Origin of the sequence: Asticcacaulis sp. (genome assembly GCA_024707255.1) — a bacterium.
Classification (GTDB): domain Bacteria; phylum Pseudomonadota; class Alphaproteobacteria; order Caulobacterales; family Caulobacteraceae; genus Asticcacaulis.
Map to the genome: position 1 here is coordinate 219,068 of JANQAC010000001.1, position 25,247 is coordinate 244,314.

Sequence of the window (25,247 nt, forward strand, 5' to 3'; positions counted from 1 at the left end):
ATCAGCCACCTGAGAGACCTCTTCTAAAGGCGGGGTGGGTGGCGGAAACGCTACTCACCTTGCCCTAGGGATTATCACGGAAAGGCAGAAAATGCAAGATTTGACACCAATGACCCCGGACGAGGTGAAAGCCTTCCGCGCGGCTATGGGCTGGTCACAGGCGGCGCTGGCCAAGGCGGCCGGCGTTACCAACCAGACGGTCGAAGCCTGGGAGAAGAAGGAAGCCAAAGGCTACTGGCGGTACGTCTTCGCAGCTCTGGCGGCCGGGCTGGAGCCGTGGAAGTCACAGTCCTAAATGCGTGCGTATCACGGCCGCCAATCCAGCCGCAGCAATATTGGTGGACACCTTGCCAGCGAAGCCGCCAATTTTCTTAAGAGACTCCAGGATCAGGCTGGGCCGCTTTTCGCCAGCCATCTCCACCTTCAATTCGGTTAAGGCACCGGCAACATCTGCTCGTATGGTCTCGGGTAAGCTAGGGACCACGCCCTCAATCTGCTCGACCAGGTCCGTAATATCGCCCATGTGGAAGGAACCGGTATTGCCGATGACGTTCCCGTCAACATCACCTTGCATGAGACTACCAACATTGCCCGCAATATGGTTATTATTGATAATTTGGGCAGTTGGCAGTTCAGATTTTTTTCTTTCTTCTGGCGTGAACATCAAATTTTCCCCACGTATGCCAGCCTTTTCCATTTCTATTGTCCACTTCAATAATATATTGCGGACCTCACTAGTTACGCCTGAAAAAGCGCCTGGGGAAAGCTCTACTCCAAACTGTGCGACATTCGGAACAATCTCATCGAGTGCTTTTGAACGGAAGTCATCCAGAATATATATCTGATTAGTACCGTCGGCGCGCAGCACTATGTCTTCAATCGCGGAAATCCTCTCGTTGAGATAGACTTCAGATATTAAATTTTGGATCTCGCTATTCTCCAGCCTTATCAAAATCCAGCGTCCTTGAACTCGCCCCTTAGGCAAACCATTCAAATGACGATAGTCAGGCAGGTCTCTGGGCGCACAATCGTATCCATCAAGCTCGCAATCAACCCAGACTTGGAACTCATCGAGATCCAACTTCGCCGCCGCAATCTTTGCGAGACGCAATGCCCTAGTAACCGGCTGGCCATCGTCAAGCACCAAATTTTGAATTTGATTTATAAGCGGCACATTGGTCATAGTTTACCTCTCTGTCCCTCTGTATGACGCTGTCGCCTTAAGTTCGCAATAGTTTAAAGCGAACCAAACGCTCTCACCCCTTCGCTACCAGAAGGAACACCACGCCGATCAGTCTGACCTCAGATGGCATCAGGGCGCTTATGCCGCCGAAGCCGGCCTTGATTAATTGGCCTTAGCCATTAACTGTCACTTGTCAAACAAATGGGAGCCCATAATGACCGCCGCTTCATTGGTGAACCAAATCCAATCCTCAGCCCGTAAAACACCGGAAGCGGGGACCTCGGCCGCAGATATTCAACGGGCCTGGGAAGATATTCAAGTTTGCATCGACCGCTTAAATGACATGTTTCTGCTGCGGAAACATAGCTTGGACAATAAGCCATCCCATGGTGAAAGTGATCAATACTGGAGTGAAAAACTCGGTAATTTACAAATATTTGCCGAGATGGCCCTGAAGCCGGAATCACGCGAAAGCTATGGTTTGCCACAGATCGAGGAAAATATTTCGCATTTCGGTTATTTAGTTGAACGCATGGCTCGTGGCAATTTGCCCGCCTGATATCACGGCCCGTGCGGCGGCGCGCCGCCCTTCATGATGACCTGGTAGCCGGCCCATAGCAGGGTAATCACGCCACCCAGAAGTGACGTAATCAGCGCCGCCAGGCTGAAGGTCGCCACGCGTTCGGAATAGGTCCGGGTTTTGCGCAGGTGGGAAAAGTCCTGCTGTATTTTGATCCGGGCCTCGGCCGTCGAAATATCGACCCCTAGCGAGGTGAAGGTTTCCCGGATGCCGGCCTCGCTGCCCTTTCGGGCGGCGCGTTCCAGCATCTCCTCCAGGGCGTCTTCGCTAAGCGTTACAATGCGCGTGCGCGGTGGCGTCATTCCCCACCCTTCCCGTCGTCCTGGCCTTTCCGGATCACCGTCACCAGCGATCCGCGCTTGCCGTCGCACTGGACGTTGCCGCCCAGCGTATCGAGCCCGACGCCGGCGATCCGTTTCGTGACGGCCGGCATGTCCGCGAAGTGCTCGTTACGGTTCAGGCGCTGCGGCAGGCAGGACACCAGCGCCGTCGACGGGATGAACAGCGGCGCCTTCGGAACCGGCTTCGGCCCGATCGAGCACGCTGTTGTAGCCATCAGCGAAAGCGCGCCAATACTCATCAGGATCAGGCGCATTGATGATGACATAGCCCTTGCCGGTGAGGTCCGGCACGCAGGTCGGTGCAACAGGCTTCGGCAGGTGGTCGATCCGGCGCTTGGCGGCATCGACGGCGGCTTGAGTGTCCTTTGCATGAGCGATAAGCTTTCCTTCCTCGGCCTGGCCGACCGCGGCGTTTGTGATGGTCTGGTGGGTGGTTTCGGTCGCGGCCGCCGCCGTCTTTTTCAGGTCGCCGGCCTGATGCCAGGTCTGGCACCAGAAGAAGCCGATCAGGATGCCGGCGACCAGGGTGATCAGGATGATGACGGCGCTGGCGACGGCATCGGACAGGCTGGTTTTGTCTTCGGTCATGACATCCCCTTGGTGCCATAGTGTTCCGGCCAGTCCGCCAGAGGAACCGTGGTGCTTTTCAGCTCATGATCGCAGTCCGAAAGGAACTCGATCATCCCGTCCTTGATGAACAGGTGGCACAGCGTCTTTTCCGGCTGTTGCCACTCCGGGTCAGTGTCCGCCGGAATGAAAACGCGCACTGAGGGCTGGACCGTGGGGCGCTCTCGGTCCCCATTCCACGACCAACCCCGGCCGCCACCGATGGTGAAGGCATGACCGCTCTTGCAGCCTGGGCAGTAGAAATAGTGCTGGACGCCGCCGTTCGCGTTCGGCGTGTCGCAGATAAGAATTTTCGGACGCATCACTGATCCTCCAGCGCTTTGTGGTTGGCGATCGCCATCAGGTCGGCCGGCGAGCGATTGAACAGGTCGCCGGAGGTCATCAGCTCGCCCTCGAACTGGCGACGGGAAAGCAGGCCCGGCATCTGGCGTTTGACCGGGCCGCAATGGGCGTGCGGGTATTTCGGGTTGGTGCTGGGGGCGCAGGAATAGAGCCACATGACCCGCTCGGCCGCGGCGAAATCGCCCGCGTTGACATAGCGGACCACCGAGCCGTTGCAGGCGCCGGCGATGCCGATATTGGCGGCGAAGAGGGTCAGGCCGATCGATTGCGCCTGGTTCAGCGGCTGGGTGACGCAGCGGTTCAGGCCGGCGCGCGTCGCTTCGAGGATATGATCGGTCACCTGCCGGCATTGCGCGGCGGTTAGCACCAGCCCCTTGCGGACCCGCATCACCTTGCCGTCATAATAGATCAGCCCGGTGGCGCCGGCGCAGATCGTCCAGGGCTCGCCTTTCGTAGCCGGGTCGGCATAGGCCACCAGCCGGTTGCCCTCTAGCCGCTCATACTGGCCATAGCCCCAGGCCGACATGGACATGACGCACCCGGCCGCGCCAAGGCCCAGGGCGGCTTTCCTGACCGCTGCCCCGGCCGTATCCCCGATCATGGTCTTGAACCAGACGCAGAAGGCGCGGATCTTGTCGATCACCCACTTCTGGCGGATGAACATGGCGACCTTGCCCAGGATGATCAGGGCGAAGCCGACATCGAGGCCGAAGATCTTAGGCACGCGCGCCTGGAATTCCGGCGGGAGCTGGTTCCACAACGCCAGGGCCTGGTCGGGCGCATACTGGAAGAAGGCGAGCAAGGCGGCCCCCGCGGCGACAAGCCACAGCGACCAGCGCCGCATCGCGGCCTGGATATCGAACATTGTATTCCCCTTTTTGGATTGATTGCGGTCAGCCGGCTTAGCCGCCGGTCAGGGCCTTGGTGATCGTCCAGGCGCTGATCTCAACCGGCTCGCCGGCCGTCAGGTCCGTATCCACCAGGATCAGGTCGGCGCCAGAGCCGGATTCGCCACAGGTGCCCTGGTCGAATTGCGCACCGCCCAGATCGAGGGCGCGATAATAACCGGCCGTACCGGTGGCATCGGCAGCATTATCGCGGGTGATCGGCTCGGCCGTCGCTACCACATCGGCGCCGTCCGCCGCCGAATTCAGGGTAAAGGCCGGATCACCGAAGGTCAGGGTGGCCAGCAGGGTGCCGGTCGGCGCCGTCTCGGTGTTGCCGGGCGCAGCGCCCGAATAGATTTTCAACGAGCCACCATCGAACATGGAGAGCTTTGCCGACAGGATGGTCCGGGCGGCCGCATTGGTCAGTTTGGTCATGATAGTCCTTTCAGGGATTAGGCGGCGAGCGCCAGGGTAAAGGGAGGCATTGGCCACACTGGCCGCATTGGTGGCCGTGGTGGCGGTGATGACGCCGGCGGACGACTTGCCGCCGGTGATGACGGCCAGCCCGCCACCCTGGCCATCAGTGACGGTCTGGTCGATGCGGGTGGTCAGGCTGGTCAGGTCGGCATTGGTGACCGATGTCAGATTGCCCGTCGCCGCCGCATCGCGGTCATTGGCCAGGGCATTGACCACCAGGACCGGCACCGGCGCGATCGGCGCCGGGAAGCTGACCGATGCGGTGGCGGCCTGCACCTTGCCGGCTTGCGCCACGATGCCCCGGATAGACGCCGCCGTGCCATTGGTGGTTCGCAGCGACGGCGAAACCACCGAGCCGGTTTCGAGCTGGATGTCGGCGATCAGGATATCGACGCTGTCGGCCGCCGCGTCGGATACAATGCCGATATTGTTGTAGGTGTAGGTGCCAGCATCGGTCGTGAAGGTGAAGCTGACCCGCGTCCAGGCCGTGGTGACCGTCTGATCCGGGCTCCACTGACCGAATTCCGTCGCCCCCTGGTTGCCAAACCACCCGATGGCGAACTTCTGGGTGGCGGAGGTGCCGCGCGCCCATATGGACACGGTATAGGTCGTGTTACCCGCCAGCAGGTTCAGGCCGGTCGTCGTCTGGGTAAATATGCCGCCGCCATCGTCCTGGTTGACGGGAGCGGTGATCGTCAGGCGGCAGCAGGTGGTGACGCCATCCGGACCGATTGTGGCATTGGTCTGGATGTCGCCGGCATTGAACTTCGTCCAGAAGCCCGTATTGGTGAAGGCATTGGAATTCTTGATCAGGTTGGTATAGGCAGTCGTATTGACGCCCCGAACTACCAGCCCGCAGGCCGTCGTATGGTCGCCGGAATCGGCAATCGAGACGGTCGTTTCCGTGCCGTCCGATACCTTCCAGAAGACGGTAAGCCTGACCCCACCCGCAGCAGCGGCCGTGCCGGTCGATTGCGGCGTCGAAGGCAGCAGCCCCCAGCCCGAGGGCGTGGTGACCGCCTGGTTGGCCGATTCCACAAAGAGCAGCAGCAGATCGTTCGACGCCCGCCCGGAACTGGCGAAGGTGGGTGTTATCGCCCCGGTGCCGTTGACGAAGGGCGCCACGCCGACATATGTCGGCAACACGACGCCAGAACTGCCGGAAGCCGTCTGCACCATGGCGCCGATGGCTTGGGCCGCCGAACCCTCGGCGACGGCGGCGCCACTGGCGGCCCAGGTCATGGCGCCGATGGTCTGCGAAGCCTGCCCCCTGGCCACAGCAGAACCCGCCGCCGATTGCGCCAACGCCGCGAGGGTCAGCGCCGCCTGTCCCTTGGCGACTTTTGATCCGGCAATGGCCTGCACCAGATCGCCGATGGTCTGGGCGGTCAGGCCCGTCTTGACCGCCAAACCGGAAGCCGCCTGCATGACCGCCGCCGAATCCTGCGCCGCCGCGCCGGTGGCTACGCCTGCGCCCTGCGCGGCCTGGGTAACACCGCCGGAAAGCTGGTCGCCCGAAGCGACCGCCACAGCGCTGCCGGCGGCCGCCTGGGCCATCCCGGCCACCGCTTGCGCTGCCATTCCCAGCCTGACGGCATGACCCGCCGCCTGTTGCATGAGCGGCGCGATTATCTGGTCTGCCGACGCCCTGGCTATCGCTTCCTGATAGGCTTCCTGAAGCACCGGCGCGATCACCTGCGCAGCACTGCCTGTGGCGATTGTCGAGCCGCTGGCCGCCTGATCTATACCGGCCACAACCTGCCCTGCCTGCCCCAGAGCAACCGGTGTGCCTGTGGCGTCCTGAACCATGCCACTGACCGCCTGGTCCGCCGCTCCGCGCGCCACGGCCCGGCCGCTGGCCTCCTGCCCCAGAGGCGCGATCACCTGGTGGGCCTCACCGGTCATTCCCGCTGGCGGCGTCACCTGGGCCAGAACCTGCATCGGCACGGTCATGGCCACGCGGGAGCGTACACTCAGGCGTGACGCTTCGACGGCCGGCGCCAGGCTTACTGGCAGCCGGACCGTCCGCCGGATCAGGACAGCGGGCATGGTCAGTACCGCGGTACGAACCGCAGCGGATCCGGCTCACCGCCCAGCACGGCCTGGCCGGACAGGTAGCCGATAAGCTGGAGCCGGTAGAGACCGGCCAGCCCCTCGCTGGCGGCCGCGCTGAAGCTGCAGACGACCTCACCGTCGACGACGGCGATCTGGCTGTCCTGAGACGTCAGCGCGAAGGCCACCGGATCGTCCGGTCCGGATGCCTCCGCCGCCTTGCCGCGCAGCGACCAGGTGTAATCACCCGGCGCGATATCGGAAATGCCGCCGTCATCGTCGGTCAGGCTCAGGGCCAGGCTGAAAGCCACCCCGGCGATGCGGTCTACCAGATGTCTCATTAACCCACCTCATTGGCGCGCAGCGCGTCGAAATAATAATCCATGGCCGGGATCGACTGGTGATCGAAGATCAGCAACAGGTGCGTCGCCCAACTCGGCGGATAGAAGCCCTGTTCCATGGCCGGATCGGCGCTGTCATCGTCGTACATCGTGCCAAAGCCGCGCTGGATCCATTCGAGCGAACCGGTTTCCGGCACGGCGATATCGGTCTCGCCGGCGAAATTGACCTTCGGCGCGTAGATCGGCAGGCCAAAGGCGTCATGACCGATCACCTTCACCCAATATTCGCGGAAATAGATCGTCGTCGTATCGTAGCGCGGCACGTCATCCGGGATCAGGATTCGGAAATCGCCCATCAGGTTGCCGCCCTTTGTCGGCAGCAGGATGTGCAACGGATCATTCTTGCTGTAATCGGCGCTGGCCGCCTTGGAGATTTTCAGGCAGCGCGTGCCGTCATAGGCATAGGCCGTGGTGACCGACACCGTCGTGATCGAGGTGTTCCAGCGATCGATCTGGGTATGATCCGGATGGGCGAAAACACCGCCTTCGAGGCCGATATCGTCATGCCCGCCATAGAAGGGCGTCGCTTGCGGCTCGAAATAGCCGGCGCCGGACAGGATATCCATGACCGGGTTGGCCGAAAGCATGAGAGGCCCGATATTCGGATTGCCCTGTTTCTGCAGGTTGGTGATCCGCAATATGCCGGGCCCGCTGGAAACGAAGCCGGTGGCCGATGACAGGTTATAGATGGTGCAGTTATCCCAGGTCATGGCTGACAGGGCGCTATCGAGCTGGACCGGCGGCACCGGCGCGGTAAAGATGCCGCCGGCGCCGAGGAAATAGACCTGGCTGCAATTGATCTTGCCGCCGGGCTTGCAGTGGAAGATCGGAACTTCTGCCGTCGGTGTGTTCTGCTCGATCCGCGTCAGGCTACCATTGACGATACCGGTATTATTGATGATCGCCCGGTCGTTGTAGTCGACGGCCGTTTGCAGCAGGTTGACCTCGGCGCCGCCATCATTATCGATGCCGACCGCGTTGTTATAGAGCCCGCCGCCCCGCCAGCGGATATTTTCACCGGCATTGAAGGACCCGATGCGGTGGCGGTAGCCCGTGTGGTTGCTATAGACATTGACCTTCTCCAGCTCGACCAGATAGGCGCCGTCCGAGGTCTCGATGCCATATTCAAAGCCGGTGACCACGCAAGAGGCCATAGACTGGACGTTGCCGTCCATATTGGCGAACGACTTCCACAAGACGCCCGTAATGCCGGAGTCGTAACCCGGCCCTGATATCCAGACCCCCTCGAGCGGCTGCATGATGGGATAGTGGGAGGGCGAGCCATCCCGCGTCATCAGAACAGCGCAGTTCAGCAGGGCCGGCTGGATATCCATATAGGTGACGTGCCAGTCGGCCCAGCCGCCGCCGCTGAAGGTAAACCAGGTCGTGACCTCCTCAGTGACCTCGAAATCGAAGGTCATGGTGACCGTATCGGTGGACGACACCGCGGCGACGTTTGGCCGGGTCGAGCCATAGCGGCCGCTGAAATTGGTCCCCACACCCGGACTATCGGAGAAGAAGGCAAGGCCGGCAAAGGGGATGGTCGGATTGTGATGCGCATAAGAGCCGCCATGCGCGGCGGTATAGGTACAGATCGCGGTATAGCGGCCCGGCGTCAGGGTGCGGAGCTGGCCGAACTGGAAGAACGGGCTGGTGCCGTCGGTGCGGGTATCGATGCAGGTGGCTTCGCCGCCGCCGAAGGTGGCGTCATCATGAAGGCCCGGAGCGTAGGTGTCAGCATTGATCCAGGGCGTGCCGGTCGTGAGCGCGAAGTTATAGTCGTCGACCAGGTGCTCATCGGTCGTCTTGGCCACGATGTCGGAGAAATCCCACCAGGGCCCGGCGGCCTCGACCCAGCTAACGCCGGAGACAAAGGTCAGGGGTAGATGCGACACCGCATTGGCGTTGCACATCTTGTATGTCTTGGCGTTAGCGGAAATCTTCAGGCCGGAATAGATGGCCTTCTGCCAGGCCAGCCAGTCCAGTTCCTGATCGAGCGAGATCGCAAAGGGAAAGACAACCTGAAGGGCTTCAAGCGTATCGAAGACCTCGGACGCCGGATGCGAATTGCCGTCTCCGATTGCGCCGAAGGCTTCCGGCGCTGCACCCGACATATCCATGATCATGCGCGGGATCGACGGCAGATAGAGCGTGTTGCCGCTGCCATCGGTGACCGGATAGCGGCCATCGCCATAAATGCCGCCAAAGGCCGTCCCCGCCGACCAGTCGCGCAGGTTCTTGTTGGCGTTTGTCAGGTTGTCGAGGAGGTAGAAATTGGCGGTGATCTGGTCGGCCTGACTGACCGGCGAAATGCTGAGTAGCGAGCGCAGGAAGGCTTTCAGCTTGATCGAGGGCGTGGTGCCGCCGAAATCGATGCGCAGCCGGCCATAGCGATGGTGGACTCCGTTATAGACCGTGTTGACAATCGCCTTGTCCTGGGGATTTAGCGCCGTCAGGTTCCAGCTTGCCGCGTCCCAGCTCGCGCCGGTGAAGTCGGCGGCGGTATTGGTCTCCAGCACCAGATGGTAGGTTTCGTCTTCATCGCTGAGATCGAGTTCGGACGGCTCGAAGGCAATGAAACCGCGCCACTGCGTCGCCCCGAAATCATAGGTGCGCGGGCTGCCGCCGACATGGCCATAGGCCACCATCAGGCCGCCCGCGACATCGGGCCCGGCAAAGCCCGCCGGCGGCGCATAGGCAAAGGGCGTGGCGCCGCCATTGATGGTGATCGAGTCGCCGGCATTGTAGAAACCGACCGCCGGATAGAGGACCGTGCCGAGCGCCGAGATATCGAATTCCGGCGACCAGGTCGTGCCATCGGGCGTGATTTTGACCGTTTTGGCCGACGAGCTGATCGCCATGCCCCACACGGCGCCCGCCGTCCATTCAAAGCCATTGAGGAAGGTGGTATAGCCGCCGGCATTGATGCCGAAGCCGGTCTGGTGCTGGGGTGCATGACCCACCCGGTTATCCGGGCTGAAGAAGCCGCAGGTGTTCACATCGGTCAGATAGGTGTCGTAATTGGTCGCGGCGGCATTGACCAGGCCGAAGCCCGTGGTCGAGTCGGTCGGGTTCGGCAGGGCGTTGATGGTGAATTCGAGATAGGCTTCACCGGTGATCGCCACCGGGCCGCGCGCCATATGGAAGGCCGGCCCCGCGGCGTTGGTGGCCGTCATGTTGCCATCGGACAGCGTGATGTTCGCCGATTTCGGGCCGAAGATACCGGCCACTATGGCTGTGGCCGGGGCATAGGCCGTCGCGCCGTCCTCCAGCCAGAGGGCGTCATCGGTGGGATGAGGGAACGCCATGGCTTATTCCTTTGGCACGATCTGGCCGTCCACGACCTTGAACGACTTGTAATCGCGCGGACCGTCCGGATCCTCGACCGAGGGCCAGGGCAGCATGACCGGATTGACCGTGGCGCCGGAGGTGAACTGGACGATCGGGCCGCTGGTGCTGCCCGGCGCGTCTGGCTGATAACAAACGTAAATCATGCGACTTTCTGAATGCCCTTGACGAAGAGGGTGGCGGCGACGTTTTCGACCGAGGCCCCGCCCTTCCATTTGATTTCCACGGTATGGGCGCCGGCGGCGGCGGCGCGGGTGTTGAAGAGCGGCACGGCCACCTGCGTCCAGTCGCCCTGGACGTAGGAGGTCAGTCCGCTGAGCGAGCCGTCGATATAGATCCACACGTTCCAGTTATCGTCGCCGCTCGGGAAGCCCTGGATCAGGGCGCCCGACACTTCGATCGTGCCGGCCACATCGAGGGTGACCGTGGTGGCGCAGAGCGTATAGATGGTCGAGCCGTCGCCATGGAAAAAGGAAACGGTTTCGGCCTCGGCCGGCACGATAAAGGTATTGAGGGCGATGCCCTGGATGGTGACGGAGTCATCGAATATGGCCGCGCCATGGACGCGGATATCGGTATTGAAGCTGAAGACGCCGCCGCCGTACAGCATGACCTGGATCGGATGATCCGGATCGGAGGTGTCGCCCACAAAGAACTTGCTGGCGAAGACGCCGACCTCGGACGTGCCGGTCGTATCGTCCGCCCCGGCATAGACGCCGGCAATATATTTCCCGGCCTGAACCTTGACCATGTATTGCGCCTTCAGCCCGTCGACGGCCGTGGCGGTTTCGGTCACAGACGATTCCAGATCGCCGATCGACGAATTGACCGTGGTGACGAAGCCGGCCAGGGTCGTGTCGGCATTGATCTTGACGAAACTGGTATTGAGCACAAAAGCCGAGCTATCGGCACTCAGCACACCCAGCAGGTCGACCTTATACTGCGCGTCGTTCGCCCGGTTGATCGCCTGCAGGGAGACATACTGGATTGACCTGCCGTCGCCGGTATAGAGCAGACTGTCGGTGATCTGCTTATAGGTTTGCAGATCGAGATAGAATGACAAAAGGTCGTCGGCCGTCGAGGTGATGAGCGTCACCACCTCTTCGGGCAGGTCTTCGGTGGCCAGACGAACGTTCGGCGTGGTGGCCGTCACCCACGACGTCCAGTTGGAGCGGCGCTTGGTCACCAACTTGGCGCGCGCCTGATAATCGGTCGAGCCGACAATGCCTTCCGCCACCACGATGCCGCCGGCGGCGACATTATCGGTCGACGAACTGGTGACATCGGCCAGGCTGGGCAGCACCCGCACCTCATACATGACCGCATCGATATCCAGCAGATCCTCGGCATCCCATTCGATCGCCGGGGCCGCCCGGCGATCCGTGCCATTGCCATCCTTGATGGTGGTGCCCGTCACGCTGAAGCCCGGTACTTCCTGCGCCACCGGCAGGTGACTGCCCGGAATGGCCGCCACCCAGGGCAGGTATACCGAAGGCGGCACGAAATCGAGGCCGTCGCGTTCGCGCAGCATCATCGTATTGTTCAGGGTGCGCAGGCCCAACTGAGTGCGGGTCAGTTCGAAGACCTTGGCGGTGTAGCTTTCGGCGGCCGAAGTCCAGGCAATGGAATCGAGCGGCTCCAGCATGGAGGCATAGGGCCCCCGGGTGTGGCCATGTCGGCGGAACCGGCGCGCATCGGCGATCACCGACGTCATGATCCGCTGCGCCTGGGTGGGTATCCAGCAGGCGGTGATCGGCAGGTCAGCCACCAGGCGCCGGCCGCCGTCTTCAGCCTCCCAGTTCGGCCGGCCGCCCGTGCCGTCGTTATAGATCGGCGGCGCGTCCGTGTTTTCCCACAGGTTGGATGGCAGGGGATGGGTCGCCTGAATGCCGTTATGGGTATCGGCGAGGCTCGGAAACAGGTCGCGGTTTTCGTCGTGGTCGATTAGGATCGCGCCGTCATCCATGAAATAGACCGGCAGGCCGGGCCCGCCGACCCGCACCTTCCAGACGCCGCCGATCTCGACCGATTGCGCGCAACAGGCGGTGTTCAGCGCCTCCAGGATGGCCGCCGGTTCGTCCGACAGCGAGATTTCCATGCCGCACTGATACATGGGCTCGGGCGCGCCATCCGCGTCCTCGGCGGCCTCATCGCAGGCATTCATGGCCGCGAACCAGTTATCGAGCGGCAGGTCCTCGGCGGCCGCCTCACCGCCCCAGCTCAGGCCGTCCGGCAGGGCGATGCCGCGGTGAATATTGTACGACACCACCATGTTGTTCGTGGTCGTCACCCAGGTCGAGGGATCATCGAAACGCTGGTCGCCGGCGCCGCCGACAGTATCATCATGGCGCGGATCATAAAGCGGGATGCCGATACATTCGGGGCGGATCGACGGCTCACCGCTGTAGAGTTCGGTATTCAGCTTGAAGACGGCCACGATGTAGGGAATGCCGGTCAGGATCATATCCGCCGACCAGGGCCGGTCCGGATAGTCCGCGCATTTCTGCATCAGCAGGGCGTCGGCCTCGGTCTGGGTGCCGTCGTGGTAGCGGATCCAGGCATAGCCTGCATAATCGTCCTGCAGCGGGTAACCCAGGACAGTGGACCCGCCGATAGTCTCCTCGGTCGTGCCGATCGTGACATAGTTGTCGTTGATGACGATGCGCGAGATCTGCTGGCCGGGTATGCAGCCGAGGGCGATGACATAGACCAGATAGGCGTTCGGCGTCTTGCCGTCGACGCCGTAGCTCATGGGCGGACACACGGCCTGGCCGGCAGTGGCGTATTTGCCGACGATGAAGGTCTGCGGCGTGGTGCCCCCGCCGGAGGTCGTCGTCTTGACCCCCGTCGCCGCAGCCGTCTTTTTGCGGGCAAGGCCCTGGGCCGAGATCGACAGACCGACCACCGCCTTGGTCGCCTCGAACGCGACGATCAGCCAGGGCGCGCCGGTCTGAAACGCCGTCCAGGCGGCAATGGCCGCCGAAACCGGATCGGCGTGCGCCGGCGTGGCCGCAACGGTGCCGAGACAGACAACGGCCAGAACAGCCAGCCAAAGACGAAACAGCCTCATACGCGGAAGGCCCGTTGCATCTGGGCGCGCCTGACGATGGCCAGGCCCTCCGGCTTCAGCACATAGACGCCTTCGCCCTGGACGATGCCGAGCGCGGCGATGCCATCGGCCCCGTCAACCACGGCGATATCGCCGCGATGGGCGAAGGCCGGGGCCACTTCCTCGAACAGCGTGGCCACCAAAGCGACATGACTGGCATAACCGGCCTTCTTGAGCGCGCGCTGCCCGCCCTTCAGGGTCTTGTAGCGGCCGCGCCAGCCCTCGGCATGGTCTATACTGGTCATCGCCGCCACGGCGCCGGCGGTAAAGAGGGCGCAATCGTGCGACCCCGGTTCAAACGACCGGGCCTTGACCCCCGCCAGATAGGCGACCAGGCGCGGTTCCCAGTCTTTCATGCGCACATGCGTCATGTCGAGAAAAAGACCTTGAATGGCGGTGACCACCTTGCTTTTTACGGTTTTCGGCACGATGCGGTTCTGACCCCACCAGACATCGGCCGAGACGACGTCGGCATATTTGAAGCCGCCGTCGGCCGGGTTACGCAGGCGCTGGCTGGCATCGCTGAATTTTTGGGTCAGGGTCTTTGTCAGGCCCTGGGCCGCGCTCAGCAGTCTCAGCACCACGGTGGAATCGCCGGTGGGCTGGCCTTCCTCATCCTGGTTGGCCGTGACCTGGGGCGCTTCATCGACCCAGCCCTTCCACACCCGCTCCAGATCCGCTTCGATCAGTTGGTTGGTTTCGGTATCGAATTCGGCGAGATGCACCTCGGCCGGGGCCAGACGGGCGTCATAGCTGCTGATGGCAACGATCACCTCGTTGGAGACCGCCGACAGGGTGACATCGAGCGTGCGCACGTCATAGCCGATCTCGGCGACGATATCGCCGATATCTAGCAGGCTGCCGGCCGCATAATAGGTGCGGCCCACCCCACCTACCGTAAACACCTTGTGGTCGTCGCCCGACCAGAGCCCGATCGTTTCGATCGCGCCGGTCGAGCGGTTCCGGGCGGAAATCCACAGCAAGACATGCGTGGAGACGCCGGCCCGCGACTGGCGATAGGCCAGTTGCGCCGAAGAGAGCGATTTCATGGGAAGTTACCTAAGCGTCTGGCGCCAGTTGAACGAAATGCCTTCCAGGAACACCCCGGAGGCGGTGCCCGGCTGGACGGAACCGGGCACGATGACGGCTTTGCAGGCCGGCCGGATAAGCGACACGGCCAGATCGGCCTCGGCGCCATCGCGCAGGAAGCTGGAGGTTTCAACCGCCGCCACCCCGCCGACATTGGCCGTGCCGCCCCGCGCCAGGCGATGCAGGGCATAGCGCGTCGGGCTCTCGCCATAGGCAAAACCGAGATAATCGCCGCCTGAAAGTGCCAGTCCTGCCGGCAAGCCCTGCAGTTCCAGGTCACGGTTATTGCTGGCCACCGTCTTGATCGTCACCGTGGCCGCCTGCAGGGCGATATCGTCAGCCGATCCCGCCGCCACAGTAGCCGGGCGCGGCTTGGTGATGTTGTAGACGAAGAATGACCGCCCGGCCTCGCCCAGGGTATCGATCAGCCCCATCGCCGCCTCGCCTTCCGCGAAGCTGCACTTGCGCAGGGTAATCGTGCCCTGCCACAGGCGCTGCCCCCTGGTGGCGGTCAGTTGATCGCCGTCGCCGGTGAGGCCAGAGCCCTTGACCGCCGGCGGCAGATGGAAGCTGCACGATTTAACGCGCAGACCGCCGAAGAAATCATCGACCGACAAGGGAAAGGACAGCGCCATGTTTACGGCACCTTGCGCTGGTTGATGGCCGCGATATTGCCCTTCAGGCTGCTGGCCGAGGTCTTGACCGCCTCCTTATAGGCTTGCTTGGCGGCCTGGCTCGCATAGGTCCGAGCCTGTTTATTCAGGCTGTTGATCAGCTCCTCGGTCACGACCGCCCCCTGCGCATTTAGCTGAAACACCTGCTGCACAACAACCGGCTGCTGCCTGGGCTGCTGGGCCAGGACCGAGCGCGTCATGGCGTTGCTGGCCGGGTTCGACTTGATCACGTCGCCGGCGCGCATTTTCATCAGTTCCGGGCCCCGCTCACCCACCCAGGCATAGCCGGGCACGGCCGATTCCGTGCCGTCGGCATGGCCGCCGATATTGAAGATCGAGCTGAGTATGCTGGCAATGCCCCCGCTGTTCAGGGTCGGGTTGTCCTGGCCGAACGCCCAGTTCTTGAACGGGTTGATGACTGCCAGCTTCACCACCTCGGCCATGATGTCGTTGAGCACATTTTCCGCGGTATCGCCCAGTGATTTCCAGCTTATCTTGCCGTCCATCAGGTATTGCTGCAGCCGGTCGCCGATCTGGTCCTGCATACTGCGGATTTCGCCCTGGATCGCCTTGCCGCGCTCGAGCTGGGCGTTTTCATCCTCGCGGGCCGCCACGGCGCCCAGGATCTTTTGCCCCTCTTCCGACTCCAGACTGATATTCCGCTCCTTGAGGTCTTGACGCGCCTGCTCAAGGGCCAATGCCTTTTGGATTGCAGCGTCTTTTTGCCCCAACAAGGAGAGTTCGAGACGATCGATATCCGTCTCGTTTTTCAACGCCTTCGCTCTATCCTCGGCGTACTTTGCTTTATCGAGTGTAATGCCGGCAACCGCGGCCGTATCGGAGCTGATACCTTGGTTTACTGCGGCGAGAAATGGCGAGTCCGGATTATCCGCCTGGGGATTGTCAGGGTCCACCGATGAGTTGCGGGCGATTTCCTGTCCGGTGCGTTGCTGCGCCAGGGCTATGGCCCGCGCATCATTGGTGGCGTCGATCAGTTCAAGCTGTCTTTGGAGGAAGAACAACTGATCGGCATTGGCCTCAGTGGCCGTCAGCATATTGGCGCGCTGCTGTTCGGTATTGAGGTCGTGAAGCCCCTTCGTGGCTGCCTCGATAACCTTGTTCAGGCCGTCAAGCGCATCGCCCTGCATTTTCGTGCGCAGGGCGATCAGCGGGCGCAGGATCGCCTCTTCCTGCAGCGACTGCTGGGCGTCACGCGCCGGTATAAGACCGGCCGCCACCTGGTCATTGACGACCTTTTGCGCCGCCGCCTGGTCACGCGAGGCGGCGGCGGATTTCGCGCCGTTAAGCACGGCCCGGGCGTTGGTCAGGTCCATTTGCCGCTGCACGGCGGCGGCGACATCCGTGCCCTTGCGGGTGGCCTCGGTCATGGCCTTGCGCGTCGCCTCGGCCTTAAGCGCGGCGTCATTGCTTGTCAGATAGGCTTCGGCCAGATCGAGCGTGGCCGCCGTATTGACCTTGACCGACTCGGCTTCCCGCGCCAGCGAGGCTGCGCGGTTGGCGCCGGGCGCCGTCGGATTGTCCTGCTTGTCGAGAGCGGCATATTTTTGCTTTAACTTGGCGCGACCGTCAATCGCCTGGGCCAGCGTGATGTTGCCGGCCTTCAGATCGTCCTCAAGCTGCTTTCCCCGCGCGTCCAGGTCACGACGCTGCGCATCCGTCGGGTTCAGGAAATCGAGGTTCGACTGGGCGGCAAGAGATGCCTGGTCCTTCGCGGCAGCGGCGGATTTGGCGGCCTGGGCATTTTGGTCCTTCCAGAACAGCATATACGCCTTCTGGAAGGTCGAGTCGGAGCCGCCGAAATAGTTTGGGTCGACCTTGCCCGGATTGACCTTATTGAAATCGGCCATCCGGTTGAGGATCGTCGCGGGGTCCGGATTAACCAGTTGGCCGAATCCATGCCAGAAGTTCGACATCTTGTTGCCGAGCGCATCCATGGCCCCTGCCATGCCGTACACTTCCTTCGACGCATCACCAATTTTGCCCTTCATGGCACTGATGATTTCGGCAACCGCGCCCGCCTTGTCGCCGGCCTGCGCCATCGAGATGACATTCTTTTGCCAGTTCGCGTCGCCCAGCAACAATTCGGCGTTCAACTGCTTGACGCCATTGACCGGATCGGCGAGCGCTTTGGCCAGCGCATCCTGCGCCGCAGGAAGCTCCCTGCCGGTAACCAGGCCGTAGTCCCTTGTCAGCGCGATGGCGTCGCCGAGAACAGCCTTATTCACCATTCCGGCGCGCAACATCGCCGCAGCGCCGCTTTCGGCCGACGAAACCGAAATGTCGCCTGCCTTGGCGGCCTGAGCGGCGATTGATACAACCTGAGTACCGGTCAATCGGCTGGCGGCGCCAATGCCCATGACGGCCAGTTCCGCCTCGGAGATCGATTTGCCGAAGTCATAGCCGGCCTTGGCGGTGAGGAACAGAGCCCCGCCGACCAGGCCGATCGCGCCCGCCGCCAAAACCGCCGGTGAGGTGAGCGACCGCATTGCCGCACCGAAGCCGCCCGGCTGCATACCGGCGATCTGCACCGCCTGGCCGGCCTGGTTGACGAAGCTGGCAAAGGAAAACTGCCCGGCCAGCAGACCCTGGGCCAGGTCCGGCAGGGTCGAGACGGCCATCAAGCGCAGCGCGCCGCTGGACAGGCCGACCGCCTTCGCGCCCTTGTTGTGGGCCTCAGTGAACTGATCGAGCGCGACCTTTTCGTTCTTCAGGGCCGCGCCGTGCTGCTCGATTGTGATCTTGCCGTTCTTCAGCAGCTTGTCGAGCGCGGCTTCGGCCGCCGCATACCGGTCCGTTGCCATGGCCAGCGGGTCCAGCGAATAGCGCACTGCACGGGCCTGCTTATCCATCAGCTTAAGCTCGGCCGTGATGGCCGCCGCCGAAACCCCGGCCTTTGCGGCGCTCGAGGGATCGATACCGATCAGGTCACGCGCCGCCGCCCGGCCTTTGGCCGTAGAGGTGCGCGAGGCATTGGCAAGCGTGGCCGATTCCTCGGCAGAAGCCCGCTTCAGCGCCGCCACCAGATCATCGGTCGAGGCGGTGGCGCCGTCGATCGAGCCTTTGACGTTGCCGAAAGACGCCTTGGCCTGGGTTTCCAGTTCGGAGACATCGCGCTTGAACTCGGACTTGCCGTCCATCCCTAAGCGGATGCTAATCCTCTTGTCCGTCATCTTCGGATTCCTGTGAGTGATAGTCGATAAGGGCCGCCTCGATTCCCGGCAGCAGGTCGGTCAGCCAGTCCGATGGCAGGCCGGCGGCATCGGCAAAAGTGAGGAAGGCGGGGAAATCGGCGGCATAGACGCCGAAACCCGTGGTGCGGATCTGGTTGCGGCAGGCGCTGATCACCTCCCAGGCGGTGAGCCCCTCCTCGGTTTGGGGCTCATTCTCGCGCTTCGGGCATTCATGCCCGCAGTCCTGGCCGTCTAGTTGAACGCAGGCGCGGCAGTAGTCGTCCCCGCGCTGACCGAAGACCCACTCGGCAAGCGCGATGATACGTTTTTTTCAATGACCCTGGCGACGTAAGGGCTGACATAGGCTTCATCGACCGCATCGAAGATTTCGGCGATGGCCATGAACTGGTCGATTGCCTCGGGCGTCGGCTGCAGGACGTTGCCCTCGGCGTCGGTCACGACCGAACAGTCGACCTTTTCCGTGGTGATTGCCTCGCCTTCGCCCCCGGTGAATTGCCCCCAGGCGAGGATGCCCTCCCGCGCCAGAGCGCAGGAATAGGCTTCGTTGGCGGCCGCCAGACGGTCGTTTTCCGTCTGGCCGTCGGCCAGTTCGGCCGAGTTGACGGCCGTATAGGCCCTGGAGGCGGCACGGGCCGCCAGTTTTGAGACGGGCTGGAAGAGCGCCACCAGCCCGCCGCCCAGGGCGATCCAGCGCGCCCCCAGAATGATTTTCGTCATGTCAGGTCTCCTCAATATCCCGCCACATCATTGACCAGCTCGAAGGTGACGCCGGCGCCGGTATCCGGATCGAGGGCGGCCCGGCCGGCAAAGGTCATCTGGATGCCCTTCGGCCCGGTAATCGGCTTTTTCGGCTTGGGGATGAAAACGCGGGCGGCCGTGACCGTGAACGAATTGGAATCGTCGATCTTCCAGCCGAAAGACAGTTCGCACGGCGACTTGTTGGTGGCCTGGTCGAGCAGGACGCTGTCGGCGAAGCGGACGGTCATATTGACCAGGAAGGACCAGACGCTGGCGGTCAGGTCGCTGATATCGCCGGTTTCGGTGATATCCTCGCCCTTCTCCAGGTCGTTGGAATAGGTCCAGTCGCCCGCCGTGACCTTGCCCAGCGCCACGCCGTTGCGTTTGATGGCGCCGGAGAACTGGGCGAGGCGCTTGGTCGGCTTCACCGAGGGCGTGCCGGCCTGGCTGGTGGTGGCGACGCTTTCATTCTTGCCGAACAGGCTGACGACCGGGGAGAGCAGGCCGCTGCGCGCCGCCGACATCTTGAGCGAATTGACGCCCATGCCGTAATTCATGAAATATTTCAGCAAATCGGGCAGGCCCACCTCGATCGACATCGGCGGCAAGACCGTCCCGCCCGAGGTGAAGACGTGCTTGTTCGCGCCACCTGTAAGGGTGTCGCCCGAAAGCGTCGCCGTCGTGGTGGTCTCCAGCGTATAGGTGTTGCCGGCAATGCCCAGGGTGTCGTGCTCGATGGTCAGCGAGGTGGCGTCTGCCGTGTAGGTGCATTTCGCCGTCTGGGTATCGGCGCTGCCGTTGAGAGCGGTAGCCGCGGCGGTGAGGGTGGCGGCCAGGTTGGCGCCGATCAGGATCTGGTTGCCGGTCGTCAGCGCACTCACGAACGTCCATTCCGTCCCGTTGAGCGTGATCGTCGAATTCGCGGCCGGCTGGGTGCTGAAGGTCAGCTTGCCCGTGGCGGCGGCGAAGGCTGTGGTGACCGGTGCGCCCAAGCCACCCTTCAGCCAGTAACCCATATTGCGGACACAGGCCGGCACGGTGACATCGCCGTCATTGGTGATGACGTCGAACGTCGGATCGGACGGGTTTCGCCCCTGGCCGAGCGTGTCGTCCGTCACCAGGGCCTGTTCGGCGCCCAGATTGGACTGGGTGAAGGGTTGCGAGGCGAAGCCGGATGAGGGCGCAACGCCATATGTCGTCTCAAAAGCCAGCGCCATGACGGCATTGGCACCACGGGCCCAGGGCATGGGTGTCTCCTTATAAAAGTGGTGGGATTACTTCAGCGGGTTCGCCGTCCCGTAGGTGACGACGAAGTAAAAAAGGGCGCCGCCAACGGTTTCGGCGCCGTCGGCGGTGGCGTCGTCCGGATCCGGAACGTCAAGATCGACCCAGTCGCACCGGTCCTGGCCGTCGAAATTGAGGCGGCGGTTAGCTTCAACCGCATCGCCGATCGATACAAGCATCCGGTCGACGAACTGGTCGCGGGTCAGTGTGGCCGACTCATAGCCCATCACGACACAGGGCACCTTGCGCTCATAAATATAGCGAAGCTGGCCGAGTTCAGTGTCGATCAGGACGGACTCACCGCGTTTGATTTCAGCATATCCGCCGGCACTGACGCGCGGCGCCTTATCCGGGTTGAAATGGACGTCGGCATGGGGCAAGGCGGCCTTGACCAGGCGAAAACAACCGTTATCGACGTCTTCATGACTGGACATGATCAGTTTCCGAGATGTCCGGCCACCAGGCCGGGTGTGCGCGCTGCCCATTGATCGATGCGGCGCTGGATATCGACCCGCTTGCCAGGCCGAACGGATTTCACCAGAACGAACATCAGCACCAGCTCGGGCTTGCGCCCCTGGGCCAGCCGTCCACGGGTTGCCTGACGGAAGCCCCGGCCGCTCTTGCCGGCCACCACATTGACGAAGGCGTAATAATGGCCGAGGCGACCAGGCCGCAGGATCAGGTCCTGATTATAAAGGGTCTCGACCTCGACCGGCGTCATGGGCGTCGCGCCGCCGCGGCCATGCTTGTTCGGCGTGTTCTTGGTCGGGATGGCCAGCATCCTGCCGCCATTGACCGGGACAATGTTCGGATTGCGATCGAAGGCGTCGAGGATCTTCGGCGCTTTCGACCAGACCAGGGCGGCTGGGTCCAGGCTCTTGCCATGCGATGGATAGACCTTGAAGCGCCAGGTATTGGCCAGTTTACGACCGAGGCCGGCCTTGATGACGTCCTGGCGGAAGTCGTTACACAGCCCCTCCCCGACTTCATTCATGGCAGCCGTTGCGGCCTTTGCCATTTCATCCTCGGCCGCGGCAAACGCCTCGTGCAGGCCCGTTATCTGGCTGCTCACCGTGAAACGGTTTCCGTGGCTTCGCAGGTCCAGACCCGCCCTCGCCGATCGAGGCGCTGGGGTGGCGCGATAATCCTCAAAAGCTGACCACCGACCTCGACCAGGTCGTCGATCGCCGGACAAGGCACCTCTTTGACGCGAACCTTCAGGATATTGGCCTCGGCCAGAATGCCGGTGCCGGCGGCCATCAGTTCGCGGTCATTATGAAACCGGCGGATCAGGGCATCCTGATACTGCCACTTTCCGGGCGCGCCGAAGGTCTCAAAGGCGAGATCGAGCTGCTCTTCCATGGCGTCGTCGAATACGGACATGGCTTGCCTCCGATTTTAGAAATGATGGGGAGGGCCACAGGAATAACCCTCCCCGCATCCGGCGGCAGGACTGTACGCGCCGCCGGACGGACCCGGTTAGTAGGCGGTCGGCGTGGTCGAGGTGCCGTCGCCGGCCAGAACCTTGACCAGCAACTTCGGGCGACGCCAGAAGGGAAGCTGGTTCATGCGGCCGAGCAGCTCGATACCCTTGCCGTGATCCATGACCTTTTCGGTGATCCAGATGGCGGCGTCTTCCGGCGAAACGTCCGATCCGTCCAGCAGGGCGATGTCGTCCGGCGGGCAGCCATAGGTCACGTGGCTGCTGGTCGTGCCGGCGGGATAGGCGTGGCCGGTATCGGCGGCGATGACGCGCTGGGGGCCGGTCATCAGGGGAATGATCGCCGGATTTTCGTGGAAGGTGATATTGCCGAAGGTGAAGGTGCGCGGGCGCCATTCATCCTCGACCCCACGGACAGGTTGGCCAGGGCGAGGGCGTTTTCCGACGCCAGCCACTTGTCCTTGACCTTCGGGTGATTGATCAACTTCTGGAAGAACCCGGAATCGACCTCGACATTGACCATGGTCATGCTTTCGTCGGTCAGGTCCTGGCTGATCAGTTGATAGACCAGGGCGCACTTGCCCTCGACATCGGTCGTGTCGTCCGAGAGATCGAAATAGACTACCTTTTGTGTGATTTCGAAGGCCGTGAAGAGGTTCAGCACCTCGGCGCCCTTGCCGTCCGTGATGATGCCCTTCAGGGCGCCCCAGCGGAACCATTCGCGCGTCATGTCGAACTTCTTGCGCAGGCGCGCCAGGGTGCGGTTGGTCTGGTTCGCCAGGGTCTCGGGATTGCGGGACCGCTCAAAGAGCGCCATCATATTCTTGATGTCCCTGGCCGTGAAGGCGTCCTCGTGCTCGACCTGTGGCACGCGGAAGATGCGGCCGACGCTTGAGCCTTTGCGCGCCTCCGAACGGCCGACCGGCAAAACGGTTATGACGTCGTTCTCCATGTTGATCTCGAAGTACTCGGTCGCCAGCAGCTCATCTTCGACGAAGAGGCCCTGGCGGCTGAGATAGCCGTACTGGTTCGGCAGCACATTGATGGCCAGCGAATAGTCGATATTGGTATAGGGGAGCGGGCTCGCCCCCGTCTTGTCGACGACAGTGGTAGACATGTCTTTTTTCCTATTTTTGAGGGGATTAAAGGGTCGGGCGGCGAGCCGTTACCGGGGATTGGCCGTCAATGACGACCGGGGATCAGTTGCGGGCCAGAATACTGCGCGCTTCGAGCTGGGCGACCCAGACGGCCTTCTGAGCGTCCGTGGTGCTGTCCGGCCAGACCAGTTCATCGCGGACCACGACGGCCGGCCCGCGATCGAGCACCATGTCCAGAGTGACATCCTCACCATCGGGCGCGGTGGCTTCGCACAGGCAGATAGCGGCGGCGATCTGCGAGCCATCGGTGGCCGAGGCATCGACCGGCACATACTTTTCGGCGTCGTCCGAGGCCGTCACCGTATATTTGACCTGGGCGCCCGCAGCCCAGTCGGTGGCGCCATCCGCGATCGTGCCGGCCAGGCCGCCGATCGAGAAGGCGGAACCCACCGTGATGATGCCCATATTGACGCCGTCGGGATCCTCCAGGGCGAACACGCCGCCGGCGGACACCGGCTCGATGCAGGTGGCGACCCAGACGCCGAGCTTTGTATTGGCGGCGGCGGTGGCGCCGGTGATGGCGCCATCGCCCGTCCCGGTCTTGGCCGCGGCCACCGAGCGGGCACCGACGGCAATGACACCGAGAACCGCCAGCATGGCGAAGACACGTGCCGAACCCGAGCCGGCCAGGCCGGTGACGTTCACGCCGCGGGTAAATTGCTGGTTATACTCATGACGGATCAGATGCCCTTCCGTCTTCGGGCTGGTGGTCTTGATGACTTGCATCGCTTAGCTCCTGATTGCAGGTTTTGAGGGAGAGCCGGAAACCGCCCGGCGACGGTTTAGGATTTTCGCCTGAAGTCCTTGGCGGACTTGACCAGGCCGGAGCCGGGCGTTTCGGCTTTCTTGTCGCCATCGGCCCCAACGCGCTTCACGCCGGCCATGGCGTCACGCAAAGGCGAGGTTCTGGCGGCGCCGGCCGTGCCTTCGGCAGGCACAGCGGCGACATTGGCCTTGAACTGGGCATAGGTCTGGCCCGAACCAATGGCTGCGAGCGCAAGCTGCGGATGGGTTTTGGCCTCCGGGCTGCGCGAGATAATGGCCGCTTCAGGTTCCTTGGGGGCCTCATCATCGCCAGTATCGTCATCGTCCGCGTCATCATCGCCGTGCGTATCGGGATCGTCGACGTCTTCGTCTTCGGATTCACCGCCATCAGTTTCGGCATCGTCTTCCGGCTTGGCCTGGTCGTCGGCGCTCGCCGTGGTCTTCGGGTGCAGTTGCGCACTCTTGAACATTTCGGTCTCCATTTTGGCTTGGGTTTGGCCGGCCTGGGTTTCCCCTGTGGTTTGACCGGCGGGTAAAGTCACAGCGACGGTGGAACCGCCGAAGGTGGCGAGAAGAGCCTGAAACGCCTCTTCTTCGGTCTCGATGGCATCGACGAAGCCAAGCGACAGGCCGGAGCGCTCCGGATCGTCATGGTCGCCCATGTAGACGCGCGCCCGGGTGGCGATCAGGGCCTCCGGGGTCAGGACGGGGCGACCGGTAGCGACGTCGGCCACGAAATCCCGACCGCACTGGTCAATCTCTGCCTGCAGGTCGGCGCGCGCCGAGGCCGAAAGCGGCTTCCAGTACGCGCCGGCCGTCTTTTCCTCGCCGAACTGGATGGCCTCGACCTTGATGCCGGCCTGTTCATAGGCCCCGGAATAGTCCGCATGGACGATAACCGCGCCGATCGAGCCGACCAGGCCCACCTTGGGCGCGGAAATACGATCGCCCTGGGCGGCGATCCAATAGGCGGCCGATGCCGCCATATCCGAGAAAAAAGTGAATGGGCTTGCCACCGGCCGCGGCCCGCGCCGAACGAATATAGGCCGCCAGCGCCGGCAGGCCGCCCGCCACCGGCCCGCCGGGGCAATTCATGCGGATAAACAGCCCCTTTACACGCGCGTCATTGGCCGCATCGCGCAGCCCCGCGAGCAGGGTGTCATAACCATGATACCAGGTGCCGCACCAGTAATCGCCCTGGGCGCTCAGGGCCGTACTGACGTCAAAAAGCGCTGCGCCCTGGTACAGCGACCAGCAAAACCCTTCGTCCTCCGGCTCACCATAGGCTTGCTGCGCCCAGAGCGGTGAATAACAGGCCGGTTTTGCCGGTTCCTGCGTGCCGGCCTCATCATCTTCCATGGCCATCGGCCGGAAAATATTCAGCTTGCGCAGATTGGCGAGCAGCCGGCTTTCCGTCCGCATACCGCGCGGATCGGCGGCGGCCAGCCGTTCGATCAGGGCCTCGGCGGCTTCGGGCAACATGAGGAGCGGCCGGCGCGTATATCGCGCCAGCAAGGCGGCAGAATTAGACATAAATACC

At 62.7% G+C, this 25,247-nt stretch carries 27 protein-coding genes; 2 read left to right on the top strand and 25 right to left on the bottom strand.

Going from position 1 to position 25,247, the window contains the following annotated elements; all coding sequences use genetic code 11:
• The first annotated feature begins 91 nt into the window (after positions 1-91).
• Entirely contained in the window at positions 92-295 is a 204-nt protein-coding gene (locus tag NVV72_00965) for a helix-turn-helix domain-containing protein (protein MCR6657963.1), read from the top strand.
• On the opposite strand, the gene NVV72_00970 is transcribed toward NVV72_00965, so the two are convergent.
• On the bottom strand, positions 284-1,183 hold the full coding sequence (locus NVV72_00970; GenBank protein MCR6657964.1) for a hypothetical protein: 900 nt from the start codon (positions 1,181-1,183) through the stop codon (positions 284-286). The two genes, NVV72_00965 and NVV72_00970, sit on opposite strands and share 12 nt — an antisense overlap.
• A gap of 214 nt (positions 1,184-1,397) precedes the next feature.
• Between NVV72_00970 and NVV72_00975 the strand changes: the two genes are divergently transcribed.
• Positions 1,398-1,742 (top strand): hypothetical protein, encoded by a 345-nt coding sequence (locus NVV72_00975; protein ID MCR6657965.1) that lies wholly within the window; start codon positions 1,398-1,400, stop codon positions 1,740-1,742.
• 2 nt (positions 1,743-1,744) lie between these two features.
• On the opposite strand, the gene NVV72_00980 is transcribed toward NVV72_00975, so the two are convergent.
• From NVV72_00980 to NVV72_01095, 24 genes are all read right to left on the bottom strand, one after another.
• Positions 1,745-2,065 (bottom strand): hypothetical protein, encoded by a 321-nt coding sequence (locus NVV72_00980; GenBank protein MCR6657966.1) that lies wholly within the window; start codon positions 2,063-2,065, stop codon positions 1,745-1,747.
• Entirely contained in the window at positions 2,062-2,244 is a 183-nt protein-coding gene (locus tag NVV72_00985) for a hypothetical protein (protein MCR6657967.1), read from the bottom strand. Before NVV72_00985 ends, NVV72_00980 begins: the two co-directional genes overlap by 4 nt.
• Positions 2,213-2,692: a hypothetical protein gene (locus NVV72_00990; GenBank protein ID MCR6657968.1), complete on the bottom strand. Its 480-nt coding sequence runs from the start codon at positions 2,690-2,692 to the stop codon at positions 2,213-2,215. The genes NVV72_00985 and NVV72_00990 overlap by 32 nt, the downstream gene beginning before the upstream one ends.
• Positions 2,689-3,033, bottom strand: a complete 345-nt coding sequence (locus NVV72_00995; GenBank protein MCR6657969.1) for a DUF6527 family protein — start codon at positions 3,031-3,033, stop codon at positions 2,689-2,691. The genes NVV72_00990 and NVV72_00995 overlap by 4 nt, the downstream gene beginning before the upstream one ends.
• Positions 3,033-3,938: a hypothetical protein gene (locus tag NVV72_01000; protein ID MCR6657970.1), complete on the bottom strand. Its 906-nt coding sequence runs from the start codon at positions 3,936-3,938 to the stop codon at positions 3,033-3,035. The genes NVV72_00995 and NVV72_01000 overlap by 1 nt, the downstream gene beginning before the upstream one ends.
• A 37-nt stretch (positions 3,939-3,975) precedes the next feature.
• Entirely contained in the window at positions 3,976-6,486 is a 2,511-nt protein-coding gene (locus tag NVV72_01005; GenBank protein ID MCR6657971.1) for a carbohydrate binding domain-containing protein, read from the bottom strand.
• A 2-nt stretch (positions 6,487-6,488) separates the two neighbouring features.
• Positions 6,489-6,830 (bottom strand): hypothetical protein, encoded by a 342-nt coding sequence (locus NVV72_01010; protein ID MCR6657972.1) that lies wholly within the window; start codon positions 6,828-6,830, stop codon positions 6,489-6,491.
• Positions 6,830-10,198, bottom strand: coding sequence for a hypothetical protein (locus NVV72_01015; protein MCR6657973.1), 3,369 nt, complete (start codon positions 10,196-10,198; stop codon positions 6,830-6,832). The genes NVV72_01010 and NVV72_01015 overlap by 1 nt, the downstream gene beginning before the upstream one ends.
• A gap of 3 nt (positions 10,199-10,201) precedes the next feature.
• Positions 10,202-10,384, bottom strand: coding sequence for a hypothetical protein (locus NVV72_01020; protein MCR6657974.1), 183 nt, complete (start codon positions 10,382-10,384; stop codon positions 10,202-10,204).
• The gene (locus NVV72_01025) at positions 10,381-13,308 is read right to left on the bottom strand and encodes a DUF1983 domain-containing protein (GenBank protein MCR6657975.1); all 2,928 of its coding nucleotides are present in this window, start codon (positions 13,306-13,308) and stop codon (positions 10,381-10,383) included. The genes NVV72_01020 and NVV72_01025 overlap by 4 nt, the downstream gene beginning before the upstream one ends.
• Positions 13,305-14,396 carry a hypothetical protein gene (locus NVV72_01030; protein MCR6657976.1) on the bottom strand — a complete coding sequence of 364 codons (1,092 nt, stop codon included), beginning with the start codon at positions 14,394-14,396 and terminating at the stop codon, positions 13,305-13,307. The genes NVV72_01025 and NVV72_01030 overlap by 4 nt, the downstream gene beginning before the upstream one ends.
• 6 nt (positions 14,397-14,402) lie before the next feature.
• The gene (locus tag NVV72_01035) at positions 14,403-15,071 is read right to left on the bottom strand and encodes a hypothetical protein (protein MCR6657977.1); all 669 of its coding nucleotides are present in this window, start codon (positions 15,069-15,071) and stop codon (positions 14,403-14,405) included.
• Between the two features lie 2 nt (positions 15,072-15,073).
• A complete protein-coding gene (locus tag NVV72_01040) occupies positions 15,074-18,301 on the bottom strand; it encodes a phage tail length tape measure family protein (protein ID MCR6657978.1) in 3,228 nt (1,075 codons plus the stop codon).
• Positions 18,282-18,476 (bottom strand): hypothetical protein, encoded by a 195-nt coding sequence (locus NVV72_01045; GenBank protein ID MCR6657979.1) that lies wholly within the window; start codon positions 18,474-18,476, stop codon positions 18,282-18,284. Before NVV72_01045 ends, NVV72_01040 begins: the two co-directional genes overlap by 20 nt.
• A 77-nt stretch (positions 18,477-18,553) precedes the next feature.
• Positions 18,554-19,039 carry a hypothetical protein gene (locus tag NVV72_01050; protein ID MCR6657980.1) on the bottom strand — a complete coding sequence of 162 codons (486 nt, stop codon included), beginning with the start codon at positions 19,037-19,039 and terminating at the stop codon, positions 18,554-18,556.
• Positions 19,040-19,050: 11 nt separating this feature from the next.
• Positions 19,051-20,307, bottom strand: coding sequence for a phage tail tube protein (locus NVV72_01055; protein MCR6657981.1), 1,257 nt, complete (start codon positions 20,305-20,307; stop codon positions 19,051-19,053).
• 27 nt (positions 20,308-20,334) lie between these two features.
• On the bottom strand, positions 20,335-20,778 hold the full coding sequence (locus NVV72_01060) for a hypothetical protein (GenBank protein ID MCR6657982.1): 444 nt from the start codon (positions 20,776-20,778) through the stop codon (positions 20,335-20,337).
• A 2-nt stretch (positions 20,779-20,780) separates the two neighbouring features.
• Positions 20,781-21,416 (bottom strand): DUF6441 family protein, encoded by a 636-nt coding sequence (locus tag NVV72_01065; GenBank protein MCR6657983.1) that lies wholly within the window; start codon positions 21,414-21,416, stop codon positions 20,781-20,783.
• Positions 21,413-21,727, bottom strand: a complete 315-nt coding sequence (locus NVV72_01070; protein MCR6657984.1) for a hypothetical protein — start codon at positions 21,725-21,727, stop codon at positions 21,413-21,415. Before NVV72_01070 ends, NVV72_01065 begins: the two co-directional genes overlap by 4 nt.
• A gap of 96 nt (positions 21,728-21,823) precedes the next feature.
• Positions 21,824-22,150 carry a major capsid protein gene (locus NVV72_01075; GenBank protein MCR6657985.1) on the bottom strand — a complete coding sequence of 109 codons (327 nt, stop codon included), beginning with the start codon at positions 22,148-22,150 and terminating at the stop codon, positions 21,824-21,826.
• Positions 22,114-22,902, bottom strand: coding sequence for a major capsid protein (locus tag NVV72_01080; protein ID MCR6657986.1), 789 nt, complete (start codon positions 22,900-22,902; stop codon positions 22,114-22,116). Before NVV72_01080 ends, NVV72_01075 begins: the two co-directional genes overlap by 37 nt.
• A gap of 82 nt (positions 22,903-22,984) precedes the next feature.
• On the bottom strand, positions 22,985-23,668 hold the full coding sequence (locus tag NVV72_01085) for a head decoration protein (protein ID MCR6657987.1): 684 nt from the start codon (positions 23,666-23,668) through the stop codon (positions 22,985-22,987).
• Positions 23,669-23,724: 56 nt separating this feature from the next.
• On the bottom strand, positions 23,725-24,669 hold the full coding sequence (locus tag NVV72_01090) for a S49 family peptidase (protein MCR6657988.1): 945 nt from the start codon (positions 24,667-24,669) through the stop codon (positions 23,725-23,727).
• The gene (locus NVV72_01095) at positions 24,572-25,240 is read right to left on the bottom strand and encodes a hypothetical protein (GenBank protein MCR6657989.1); all 669 of its coding nucleotides are present in this window, start codon (positions 25,238-25,240) and stop codon (positions 24,572-24,574) included. Before NVV72_01095 ends, NVV72_01090 begins: the two co-directional genes overlap by 98 nt.
• Between the last annotated feature and the right edge of the window lie 7 nt (positions 25,241-25,247).

Coding starts and splice junctions, on each gene's coding strand:
- NVV72_01080 (MCR6657986.1), bottom strand. CDS start 22,902: ATGTCTACCACTGTCGTCGACAAGACGGGGGCGAGCCCGCTCCCCTAT.
- NVV72_00970 (MCR6657964.1), bottom strand. CDS start 1,183: ATGACCAATGTGCCGCTTATAAATCAAATTCAAAATTTGGTGCTTGAC.
- NVV72_01010 (MCR6657972.1), bottom strand. CDS start 6,830: ATGAGACATCTGGTAGACCGCATCGCCGGGGTGGCTTTCAGCCTGGCC.
- NVV72_01055 (MCR6657981.1), bottom strand. CDS start 20,307: ATGCCCTGGGCCCGTGGTGCCAATGCCGTCATGGCGCTGGCTTTTGAG.
- NVV72_01015 (MCR6657973.1), bottom strand. CDS start 10,198: ATGGCGTTCCCTCATCCCACCGATGACGCCCTCTGGCTGGAGGACGGC.
- NVV72_01000 (MCR6657970.1), bottom strand. CDS start 3,938: ATGTTCGATATCCAGGCCGCGATGCGGCGCTGGTCGCTGTGGCTTGTC.
- NVV72_00965 (MCR6657963.1), top strand. CDS start 92: ATGCAAGATTTGACACCAATGACCCCGGACGAGGTGAAAGCCTTCCGC.
- NVV72_00975 (MCR6657965.1), top strand. CDS start 1,398: ATGACCGCCGCTTCATTGGTGAACCAAATCCAATCCTCAGCCCGTAAA.
- NVV72_01050 (MCR6657980.1), bottom strand. CDS start 19,039: ATGACGAAAATCATTCTGGGGGCGCGCTGGATCGCCCTGGGCGGCGGG.
- NVV72_01020 (MCR6657974.1), bottom strand. CDS start 10,384: ATGATTTACGTTTGTTATCAGCCAGACGCGCCGGGCAGCACCAGCGGC.
- NVV72_00995 (MCR6657969.1), bottom strand. CDS start 3,033: ATGCGTCCGAAAATTCTTATCTGCGACACGCCGAACGCGAACGGCGGC.
- NVV72_01085 (MCR6657987.1), bottom strand. CDS start 23,668: ATGCAAGTCATCAAGACCACCAGCCCGAAGACGGAAGGGCATCTGATC.
- NVV72_01060 (MCR6657982.1), bottom strand. CDS start 20,778: ATGTCCAGTCATGAAGACGTCGATAACGGTTGTTTTCGCCTGGTCAAG.
- NVV72_01035 (MCR6657977.1), bottom strand. CDS start 15,071: ATGGCGCTGTCCTTTCCCTTGTCGGTCGATGATTTCTTCGGCGGTCTG.
- NVV72_01040 (MCR6657978.1), bottom strand. CDS start 18,301: ATGACGGACAAGAGGATTAGCATCCGCTTAGGGATGGACGGCAAGTCC.
- NVV72_01025 (MCR6657975.1), bottom strand. CDS start 13,308: ATGAGGCTGTTTCGTCTTTGGCTGGCTGTTCTGGCCGTTGTCTGTCTC.
- NVV72_01095 (MCR6657989.1), bottom strand. CDS start 25,240: ATGTCTAATTCTGCCGCCTTGCTGGCGCGATATACGCGCCGGCCGCTC.
- NVV72_00980 (MCR6657966.1), bottom strand. CDS start 2,065: ATGACGCCACCGCGCACGCGCATTGTAACGCTTAGCGAAGACGCCCTG.
- NVV72_01070 (MCR6657984.1), bottom strand. CDS start 21,727: ATGTCCGTATTCGACGACGCCATGGAAGAGCAGCTCGATCTCGCCTTT.
- NVV72_00990 (MCR6657968.1), bottom strand. CDS start 2,692: ATGACCGAAGACAAAACCAGCCTGTCCGATGCCGTCGCCAGCGCCGTC.
- NVV72_01005 (MCR6657971.1), bottom strand. CDS start 6,486: ATGCCCGCTGTCCTGATCCGGCGGACGGTCCGGCTGCCAGTAAGCCTG.
- NVV72_01030 (MCR6657976.1), bottom strand. CDS start 14,396: ATGAAATCGCTCTCTTCGGCGCAACTGGCCTATCGCCAGTCGCGGGCC.